This is a genomic window from Kitasatospora sp. NPDC051705 (genome assembly GCF_044453265.1).
In the GTDB taxonomy this organism is placed as follows: domain Bacteria; phylum Actinomycetota; class Actinomycetes; order Streptomycetales; family Streptomycetaceae; genus Kitasatospora.
Genome location: NZ_JBITCO010000008.1, coordinates 159,749 through 170,047 on the forward strand (window position 1 = coordinate 159,749; position 10,299 = coordinate 170,047).

Below are 10,299 nucleotides of genomic sequence, written 5' to 3' on the forward strand. Positions count from 1 at the left end.
TGCGGAAGAATGCCGCAGGTGACGGACGTAACAGACGACGGCCTCCCGGACGACCTGCCGCCCTTCGCCGAACTGGTGCTCGACCTCACCGAGCGGATTCCACCCGGCAGGGTGATGACCTACGGGGACGTTGCCGAGTACCTCGGCCAGGGCGGCCCCCGGCAGGTCGGCCGGGTGATGGCACTCTACGGCGGCTCGGTCCCCTGGTGGCGGGTGATCCGCGCCGACGGCCGCTTCCTGCCGGGGCACGAGCACCGCGCCCTCGCCCACTACGGCGAGGAGGGCACCCCGCTGCGCGAACTCGCCGACCCGCCCCGGGTCGACCTGCGCCGCGCCCGCTGGGACGGCCGGGAGGCGGCCGGCCCGGCGGAGATCCCGCGAAACGGCCGCGCCGGCGGGAATGACGGGGCAGGATCGTAGGCTCGATACGGGCGGGCCCCGGCGGGCCCGCCCGGCCACGTCTCCCGCACAACTCCCAGGACCCGCCCCTTGAGCTCCCCCTACCGGCTCGTGCGCAGCCCGCTCGTCCAGCCCGACCCGCCCGTGCTGGACGCGTACCAGCGCGCGGTGGTCGAGCACGCCGGCGGACCGCTGCTGGTGCTCGCCGGCCCGGGCACGGGCAAGACCACCACCCTCGTCGAGGCCGTCGCCCGGCGGATCGAGGACGGCACCGACCCGGAGCGGATCCTCGTCCTCACCTTCAGCCGCAAGGCCGCCATGGAGCTGCGCGACCGGATGTCCGGCCGCCTCGGCGCCTCCGCCGCCGCCCCGCAGGCCACCACCTTCCACTCGTTCTGCTACGCCCTGCTGCGCGCCCACCAGGACCCCGGGGACTACGCCGAGCCGCTGCGGCTGCTCTCCGGACCGGAGCAGGACGTCATGGTCCGCGAGCTGCTCGCCGGCGGCGCCGAGGACGCCCGGCTCGGCAGCTCCCGCATCCACTGGCCGCTCGACCTGCGGGCCTGCCTGACCACCCGCGGCTTCGCCAACGAGGTCCGTGCCGTCCTCGCCCGCAGTCGCGAGCTCGGACTCGGCGAGGCCGAACTGGAGCGCTTCGCCCAGGGCGTCCAGCGGCCCGACTGGGCCGCCGCGGCGCACTTCCTCGCCGACTACCTCGACGTGCTCGACCTGCGGGGCGTCCTCGACTACGCCGAGCTCGTCCACCGCGCCGTGCTGCTCGCCGAACGCCCCGAGGTCGGCGAGGAACTGCGCCGCCGCTACGAGGTGGTCTTCGTCGACGAGTACCAGGACACCGACCCCTCCCAGGTCCGGCTGCTGCACCGGCTCGCCGGCGGCGGCGGGGACCTCGTCGCCGTCGGCGACCCCGACCAGTCGATCTACGCCTTCCGCGGCGCCGACATCAACGGCATCCTCGACTTCCCGCAGGCGTTCCGCCGGGCCGACGGCAGCCCCGCCGAGGTCAGGGTGCTGCGGGTCTCCCGCCGCTCCGGCGCCCTGCTGCTCGCCGCCTCCCGGGAGATCGCCCGCCGGATGCCGATGGGCCGGCTGCCCGCCGACAAGCTCGCCCAGCACCGCGCCCTGCTGCCCTCCCGCGAGGGCGGCCGGGTCGAGGTGTACACCTACCCCACCCCCGGCGCCGAACTCGACTCGATCGCCGACCTGCTGCGCCGCGCCCACCTGGAGGACGGTGTCCCCTGGGGCGAGATGGCCGTCCTGGTCCGGGCCGGCGGCCGCTCCATCCCCGGCGTGCGGCGGGCGCTCAGCGCCGCCGGCGTCCCGCTGGAGATCGACGGCGACGACCTGCCGCTGCGCGAGGAGCCCGCCGTCGCCCAGCTGCTGCTCGCCCTGCGGCTCTGCGCCGAGCAGGCCGACCGCGACCGGCACGGCGACGCCGACCGGCCCGACCCGCTCACCACCGACCTCGCCCGCACCCTGCTCACCGGCCCGCTCGGCGGCCTCGACGGCTCCGACCTGCGCCGCCTCGGCCGCGCCCTGCGCGAGGAGGAGCGCGCCGCCCTGCGCGCCGACGGCGACCCGAGCGCCCCCCGCCCGGCCGACGAGCTCATCCGGGAGGCGCTCGCCGAGCCCGAGCGGCTGGTCGCCCTGGACCCCGGCCACGCCCGCCGGGCGCGCGACCTCGGCACCCTGCTGCGCAAGGTCCGCGAGGCCCTGGCCGGCGGCTGCACGGCCGAGGACGCGCTCTGGGAGCTGTGGGACGGCAGCCGCCGCTGGCGCGAACGCCTCGAACGGGCCGCCCTGCGCGGCGGCGCCGCCGGCCGCAACGCCGACCGCGACCTCGACGCGCTGTGCGCCCTGTTCGAGACCGCGGCCCGCGCCGAGGAACAGGTCACCGGCCACCGCGGCGCCCTCGACCTGCTCGCCGAGCTCGACGCCCAGGACATCGCCGCCGACACCCTCACCGTCCGCGCCGTGCGCCCCGAGGCCGTCCGCCTGATGACCGCCCACCGCTCCAAGGGCCTGGAGTGGCGCCTCGTCGTCGTCGCCGGGGTCCAGGACGGCCTCTGGCCCGACCTGCGCCGCCGCGGCTCCCTGCTGGAGGCCGACCGGATCGGCCGCGACGGCCTCGCCGAGCCGCTCTCCCCGGCCGCCCTGCTCGGCGAGGAGCGCCGCCTCTTCTACGTCGCCGCCACCCGCGCCAGGGAGCGGCTGATCGTCACCGCCGTCAAGGCGCCCGCCGACGACGGCGACGAACCCTCCCGCTTCCTGCGCGAGCTCTACCGCGAGGACGTCGACCCCCGGACCGGCAAGGTGGTGCGCCGCACCCCGCCCGTCACCGTCGAGGACATCACCCACCGCCCGCGCCGCCCGCTGTCCGTCCCCGCGCTGGTCGCCGAACTGCGCGCGGTCACCGTCGACCCGTCCCGCTCGCCCGAGCTGCGCCGGGCAGCCGCCGAACGGCTCGCCCGCCTGGCCGCCGCCACCGACGACGAGGGCCTGCCGCTGGTGCCCGTCGCCCACCCCGACCGCTGGTGGGGGCTGGACGACGCCACCGCCGCCCCCGACCCGCTGCGCAGCCCCGACCTGCCGGTGCGGCTGTCCGGCAGCGGCCTGGAGCAGCTGGAGAGCTGCTCGCTGCAGTGGTTCCTGGAGAAGGAGGTCAAGGCCCAGGGCCCCGGCTCCGCCGCCCAGGGCTTCGGCAACGTCGTGCACGCCCTCGCCGACGAGGTCGGCTCCGGGCGCGCGCCCGCCGACCTCGCCGTCCTGATGGAACGCCTGGACACGGTCTGGGACGCGCTGGCCTTCGACGCGCCCTGGAAGTCCCACCAGGAGAAGACCGAGGCCCGGGCCGCCCTGGAGCGCTTCCTCAACTGGCACGTGCTGGAGCGGGGGCGCGACGTCGTCGCCACCGAGCACGGCTTCGACGTCACCCTCGACGTCGGCGGCGTCTCGGTGCGCATCCGCGGCTCGATGGACCGGGTCGAGAAGGACCGGGCCGGACGCGCCTACGTGGTCGACTTCAAGACCGGCAAGCAGATCCCCACCGAGAAGTCGCTGCCCGAGCACAAGCAGCTCGCCGTCTACCAGCTCGCCGTCCGGGCCGGGGCGCTCAACGCCCTGCCCGGGTTCGACGAGCGGCCCCCGGCCGCCGGCGGCGCCGAACTCGTCCACCTGCGCGAACCCGCGGCCAAGGCCGTCCAGGACGTCCCCAGGGTGCAGCGGCAGGAGCCGCCGGAGGGCGAGCCGTGGATCGAGAACCTGCTCGCCGACGCGGCCGGCAAGGTCCTCGCGGAGCGCTTCGTCCCGCAGACCGGCGGCGGCTGCGACCGCTGCTCGTTCCGCCGCAGCTGCTCCGCCCAGCGCGACGGGGCGCAGCTGCTGTAGGGCCTGCCCGGCGAGCCCGTCCGTCGGGCCGGGCGCCGGGCCCGGGTGCGGGGGGCCGGAGTAGCCAGGGTCACTCCGGCCGGGCGTCCGGAGTGTCGGTCCGGCCCGTTAACGTTGCGGGGTGACAGCCGTGCTCAGCCATCCCGACCAGCTCAAGGAGCTGTTGGGCATCCCGTTCAACCGGGAGCAGATGGCGGCCATCGGCGCACCCCTGGAGCCGGCCGTGATCGTGGCCGGCGCCGGCTCCGGCAAGACCACGGTGATGGCCGCCCGGGTGGTCTGGCTGGTCGGCTCCGGCGCCGTGCGGCCCGAGGAGGTCCTCGGCCTCACCTTCACCAACAAGGCCGCCGGGGAGCTCGCCGAACGCGTGCGCACCGCGCTGCGGGTCTGCGGGCTCGGGCTCCCCCCGGCCGAGGGCTGGGGGAGGGGCGCCGACCAGGACGACGCCGAGTCGCTCGGCGAGCCGGAGATCTCGACCTACCACGCCTTCGCCGGCCGATTGCTCAAGGAGCACGGCCTGCGCATCGGCATCGAGCCGGACGTGCGGCTGCTGGCCGACGCCACCCGCTTCCAGCTCGCCGCCAAGGTGCTGCGCACCGCCCGCGGCCCGTTCCCCGCACTGACCGGCACCTTCGCCAACCTGGTCGCCGACCTGATCGCGCTGGACGGCGAGCTCGCCGAGCACCTGGTCGAGCCGGCCGCCCTGCGCACCCACGACGAGGAGCTGCTGGACGCCCTCGCCACCGTCAAGCTGACCAACGACGACCTGCGGGCCGTCCCGGCCACCGCACGGGCCCGGCTGGAGCTGTTGCGCCTGGTCGAGGAGTACCGGCGGCGCAAGCGGGCCGCCGGGCTGATGGACTTCGGCGACCAGATAGCCGCCGCCGCCCGGCTCGCCCAGGACCGGGCCGAGGTCGGCGAGCTGCTGCGCGGCCAGTTCCGGGTCGTGCTGCTCGACGAGTACCAGGACACCTCGGTCGCCCAGCGGCTGATGCTCGCCGGCCTCTTCGGCGCGGGCCCCGACGGCCGGGGCGGCGGGCACCCCGTCACCGCCGTCGGCGACCCCTGCCAGGCGATCTACGGCTGGCGCGGTGCCTCGGTCGCCAACCTCGACGAGTTCCCCCGGCACTTCCCGCGGGCCACCGGCGGGCCCGCCGCCCGCTACGCGCTCAGCGAGAACCGCCGCAGCGGCGGGCGCCTGCTCGCCTTCGCCAACGAGCTCGCCGCCCCGCTGCGGGCCATGCACGAGGGCGTCGAGGCGCTGCGCCCGGCGCCCGGCGCCGAGCAGGAGGGCTACGTGCGGGCCGCGCTGCTGCCCACGCACGCCGAGGAGGTCGACTGGCTCGCCGACTCGATCGCCCACCTGGTGCGCACCGGCACCGCGCCGGGCCGGATCGCGGTGCTCTGCCGGGGCGGCGCGGCCTTCCCGGACATCCACGCGGCGCTGGTCGCCCGGGAGGTCCCGGTCGAGGTGGTGGGCCTGGGCGGACTGCTGCAACTGCCCGAGGTGGCCGACCTGGTGGCGGTCTGCGAGGTGCTCCAGGACCCGACCGCCAACGCCGCGCTGGTGCGGCTGCTGATCGGTCCGCGCTGGCGGATCGGCCCGCGCGACCTCGCGCTGCTCGGGCGCCGCGCCGCCGAGCTGGTGCGCACCGACCGGCCGGAGGGCGTGGAGGCGCTGACGGCGGCCGTCGCCGAGGCCGACCCCACCGAGGTGGTGTCGCTGGCCGACGCGGTGGAGACCTTCCTCGACGCGGACCAGCCCGACGAGCTCCCCTTCTCCGCCGAGGCCCGGGTCCGCCTGGCCCGCCTCGCCCAGGAGCTGCGCGACCTGCGCCGCTCGCTCGCCGACCCGCTGATGGACGTGCTGCACCGGGTGCTGACCGTCACCGGCCTGGAGGTCGAACTCGCCGCCTCCCCGCTGGCGCTGGCCGCCCGGCGGCGGGAGACCCTGCACGCCTTCCTGGACGTCGCCGCCTCCTTCGCCGACCTCGACGGGGACCCGGGCCTGGCCGCCTTCCTCGCCTTCCTGCGCGCCGCCCAGGAGTACGAGCGCGGCCTGGACAGCAGCCTGCCCGGCGGCGAGGACACCGTGAAGGTGCTCACCGCGCACAAGTCCAAGGGCCTGGAGTGGGACGTGGTCGCCGTCCCCGGGCTGGTGAAGGGCGCGTTCCCCTCCGGCAGCCCGCGCGAGCGCTGGACCAGCACCAAGCGGGTGCTCCCGCACGCCCTGCGCGGCGACGCGGCCACCCTGCCGGACGTGCGCGGCGGCTGGAACGGCAAGTCGATGACGGCCTTCCGGCAGCAGCTGGCCGAGCACGCCGGGATCGAGGAACTGCGCCTGGGCTACGTCGCTTTCACCCGCCCGCGCGCCCTGCTGCTGGCCTCCGGGCACTGGTGGGGCCCGAGCCAGAAGACCGTCCGCGGTCCGTCCGCCTTCCTGGAGAAGCTGCGCGAGCACTGCGAGCTGCCCGGCGCCGGCGAGGTGGAGTGCTGGGCCGAGCAGCCGGAGAAGGGCGCCGAGAACCCGGCGCTGGCCGCGGTGGTGGACCGCCCGTGGCCGCTGCCGCTGGACCCGGCCGCCCAGCACGCCCGCCGCCGGGTCGCCGCGGTGGTCCGCGCCCGGGTGGCCGGGCTGGGGGCCGAGCCGGTGCCCGTCGAGCCGATGGCCGTCGAGGACCAGCGCCAGTTGGCCTCCTGGGACCGCGACCTCACCTCCCTGCTGGGCGAGTTGGAGCGCTCCCGGCGCACCGCCCGCGACGTTCCGCTGCCCGCCGCGCTGTCGGCCACCCAGCTCCTGCGGCTGGCCGCCGACCCGGACGGCTTCGCCCGCGACCTGGCGCGGCCGATGCCGCGCCCGCCGCAGCCGGCCGCCCGGCGCGGCACCCGCTTCCACGCCTGGCTGCAGTCCCGGATCGAGCCGCTGATGCTGATCGAGCCGGGCGCGCTGCCCGGTGCGGACGACGACGGGATCGAGGACGAGCAGGACCTGGAGCGGCTCAAGGAGGCGTTCCTGCGCACCCCGTACGCCCAGCGCCGGCCGCACCGGGTGGAGGCGCCGTTCCACCTGGTGCTCGGGGGGCGGGTGGTGCGCGGCCGGATCGACGCGGTCTACCGGGACGGTGACGGGGAGTCGGAATCCGGTGGTGCGTCACGCTACGAAGTGGTGGACTGGAAGACCCACCGCGAGGAGACCGCCGATCCGTTGCAGCTCGCGGTGTACCGGATCGCCTGGGCGGAGCAGGCGGGCGTTCCGCCCGAGCAGGTCACGGCTTCGTTCCTGTACGTCCGCAGCGGGCGGATCGTCCGCCCGACAGGACTTCCCGACCGAAAAGAGTTGGAACGGCTCCTGATCGGGAACAGTGAATAATGAGTCACGCAGAGCATCCAAGTCATCACGGCAACGCCCGAAACCTGTGCGTCATGCACGTTTCGTGCCTATTGTGGGGTCGGTAACCGGTCAACCCCCGTGCTCCGGCCGCCAGCGAGGCCCGCATTCGCTAACCCTCAGTCATCACCGCAGGTGCCCCAGGGCATCGGCGTCTTCTGCTGGAGAGATCGACGTTGAGCGCGACCGGATGGATCAGAGAGCGGTTCACCGGGCCGACCCCGGGACCCGCTCCGGGCGCGACCGGCACCTGGCCGAGGACGGCGCTCGCGCTGCCCTTCCTCGGCATGGCGCTGATCGTCGCCCTCGACTACGTCAGCAACACCGAGGTGACGGTCGAACCGGCCCTCACCGCCGTCCCCGCGCTGGCCGCCGTGGTCAGCCGCCGCACCTGGTACCCGCTCGCCATCGGTCTGTGCACCGAGACCGTGGCCTTCCTGATGGCCCTGCGCAGCGACGCGCTCGACCAGTCCGTGCACGCCGCCAGCGTCTTCGCGATCCTGCTGGTCGCCACCATCGGCTGGGTCAGCGCGACCCTGCGGCTGCGCCAGGAGCGGGCGCTGGCCGACGCCCAGCTCGTCGCCTCGATCGCCCGCCGGGTGCTGCTGCGGCCCGTCCCCGAGCGGGTCGGCACCGTCCGGGCGGCCGTCCACTACGAGGCCGCCGCCGCGCACGCCAGGATCGGCGGCGACCTGTACGAGGTGGTCAACACCCGCCACGGCGTGCGGGCCGTGGTCGGCGACGTCCGCGGCAAGGGCCTCGGCGCGGTCGAGACGGCCGCCGCGGTGCTGGGCGCCTTCCGTGAGGCCGCCCACCAGGAGGGCGCGCTGGACCGGGTGGCCGGCTGGCTGGCCGTCAGCCTCGACCGGGCCCTGCACGAGAACGACCACCCGGGCGTGGAGGAGGAGTTCGTCACCCTGGTGCTGATCGGCGTCGGGCCGGACGGCACCGCGGAGCTCGTCAACTGCGGCCACCCCGCCCCGCTGCTGCTGCGCGGCGGGGAGGTCAGGCCGCTCGAACTCGCCGAGACCGTCCCGCCGCTGGGGGTCCTCGACCCCGCCGACGTCCGGCCGCCGGTGCACCGGGTGCCGCTGCGTTCCGGCGACCGCGTACTGCTGTTCACCGACGGGGTGATCGAGGCCCGGGACCGCTCGGGCGCCTTCTACCCGCTCGCCGAGCGCCTCCCGCGCTGCGCCGACGGCCGCCCGGCCGAGGTCCTGCAGCGCCTGCACGAGGACGTGGTCCGCCACGTCGGCCGCCAGCTCGGCGACGACGCGGCGATGCTGCTCCTCCAGTACGAGCCCCCGTCCGTCCAGGGCGCCCGACTGCCCCACCAGAACGGAGTCCTGGCCCACCGGACGTAGGGCCCGTCCACTTCCTAGAGCGAGACCTCCACCAGCAGCGGCCGGTGGTCGGAGACGGCCGCGCGCGGTGCCGCGGCCGGGCCGACGGCCGTGCGCGGCACGCCGATCGCCAGCACGTGGTCGAACTGCACCGCCGGCCGGTGCGATGGGTAGGTGGGCGTGCGGGCCAGGTCGTACCAGCCCTGCAGCCGGGCCCGGGGTTCGCGCACCCGGCGTCGGCGCGGCTCGGCCAGGGCGGGCCGCGCCCGCCGGGCCGCCCGCAGTTCGCGCACCCGGGCGCGCGGCGCGGTGCGCTCCAGCGCGGTCGCGCCGCCGAGGACGGTGCGCGGCACCGCGCCGACCAGGTTGAAGTCGCCGAGCACCAGGTAGGGCTGCGGCAGGTCGGCGATCCAGCGCCGGATGCCGGCCAGTTGCGCCATGTTCCACCCGGGGACGAAGGAGAGGTGCGCGGCGACCACGGTGAACGGCCCGCGGTCGCCCTCGAGCACCGCGGCCAGCGCCGCCCGCGGTTCGTCCGGCACGGGGGTGAGACCGCGCCGGCCGGCCACCCGCAGGGGCAGCCCGAACGGTGCCGGGGCGAACCGGCGGGCCCGCCAGTGCCGCACCGGCAGCCGGGTCAGCAGCGCGGTGCCGTAGGACGGAGGGGCACCGTCGCCGACGTCGCCGGGGCCGTAGACCCGCAGGCCGCCGGGCACGGACGGCTCCGGCACCCAGCCGGCCACCGGTGCGGGCCGGCCGTGCAGGGCGGCGGCGAAGCGCCAGTCGGCGGCGCCCATGGCCTTGGCGGCCACCGCGGTCTGGTCGGTCCCGCCGGAGCGGGACTGGTGGCGGTCCACCTCCTGCAGGGCGAGCACGTCGGCGTCGAGGGCGGCCACCGCGTCCGCCAGCGGGCCGCCGGCGTCGGCCGGGTAGGGCCGCGGGGCGCCGTCGGGGGCGAGCGGCTGACCGTGCAACAGGTTGAAGGTGGCGATGCGCAACTGGCTCACACCGCACGACGGTACCCGCTCGACGGGGGAGGGGGCGGCTTGAGCCGGTAGGGCATACCGGGTATACATACTCGGTATGTCCATCCGTCACGGTCTGCTCGCCCTGCTCGACCAGGGCCCGCGCTACGGCTACCAACTGCGCACCGAGTTCGAGGCGCGCACCGGCGCCACCTGGCCCCTCAACGTCGGGCAGGTCTACACCACGCTGTCCCGCCTGGAGCGCGACGGCCTGGTCGAGTCCGCGGGGGAGGACGAGGAGGGGCACCAGTTCTACGCCGTCACCGATGCGGGACGCGCCGAACTGCGGGCCTGGTTCGACACCCCGGTGCCCCGGACCAACCCCCCGCGCGACGAGCTGGCGATCAAGCTCGCCATGGCCGTCACCGTCCCGGGCGTGGACGTCGGCGCCGTCGTCCAGGGCCAGCGCCGGCACAGCATCAAGGCGCTGCAGGACTACACCCGGCTCAAGGGCCGCGCCCTGGCCGGCGGCGCCGCGCCGGGGGAGAAGGGCCGGCCGGGTGCGGTGCCCACCGAGGGCAACGACCTCGCCTGGCTGCTCGTCCTCGACCAGCTGATCTTCCAGACCGAGGCGGAGATCCGCTGGCTCGACCACTGCGAGACCCGGCTCGCCCAGCACGCGCAGACCCTGCAGGCCCGCGCTGCCGAGGCCGCCCGCGACGGCGGGGCCACCGCCACCGCACCCGGCCGCCGCCGCTCACGGACCTGAGCCCGGCCACAAGGAACCACCGGCTCGGCC

At 76.1% G+C, this 10,299-nt stretch carries 6 protein-coding genes; 5 read left to right on the forward strand and 1 reads right to left on the reverse strand.

All coding sequences use genetic code 11. The features are described 5' to 3' along the window. The first annotated feature begins 9 nt into the window (after positions 1–9). The 4 genes from ACIA8Q_RS13570 to ACIA8Q_RS13585 all read left to right on the forward strand — a co-directional run bounded on the left by ACIA8Q_RS13570 (position 10) and on the right by ACIA8Q_RS13585 (position 8,556). Entirely contained in the window at positions 10–420 is a 411-nt protein-coding gene (locus ACIA8Q_RS13570) for an MGMT family protein (protein WP_387904380.1), read from the forward strand. A 69-nt stretch (positions 421–489) separates the two neighbouring features. Beyond that, complete coding sequence (locus tag ACIA8Q_RS13575) at positions 490–3,804, forward strand: ATP-dependent helicase (protein WP_396317205.1); 3,315 nt, start codon at positions 490–492, stop codon at positions 3,802–3,804. A gap of 121 nt (positions 3,805–3,925) precedes the next feature. Beyond that, positions 3,926–7,174: an ATP-dependent DNA helicase gene (locus ACIA8Q_RS13580; RefSeq protein WP_360213863.1), complete on the forward strand. Its 3,249-nt coding sequence runs from the start codon at positions 3,926–3,928 to the stop codon at positions 7,172–7,174. Positions 7,175–7,368: 194 nt separating this feature from the next. Continuing rightward, positions 7,369–8,556, forward strand: a complete 1,188-nt coding sequence (locus tag ACIA8Q_RS13585) for a PP2C family protein-serine/threonine phosphatase (RefSeq protein ID WP_360213865.1) — start codon at positions 7,369–7,371, stop codon at positions 8,554–8,556. Positions 8,557–8,570: 14 nt separating this feature from the next. Here ACIA8Q_RS13585 and ACIA8Q_RS13590 read toward each other — a convergent pair whose 3' ends face one another. Then, a complete protein-coding gene (locus ACIA8Q_RS13590) occupies positions 8,571–9,542 on the reverse strand; it encodes an endonuclease/exonuclease/phosphatase family protein (protein WP_360213867.1) in 972 nt (323 codons plus the stop codon). A gap of 76 nt (positions 9,543–9,618) precedes the next feature. Between ACIA8Q_RS13590 and ACIA8Q_RS13595 the strand changes: the two genes are divergently transcribed. Next, a complete protein-coding gene (locus ACIA8Q_RS13595; protein ID WP_360213869.1) occupies positions 9,619–10,269 on the forward strand; it encodes a PadR family transcriptional regulator in 651 nt (216 codons plus the stop codon). Positions 10,270–10,299 lie beyond the last annotated feature (30 nt).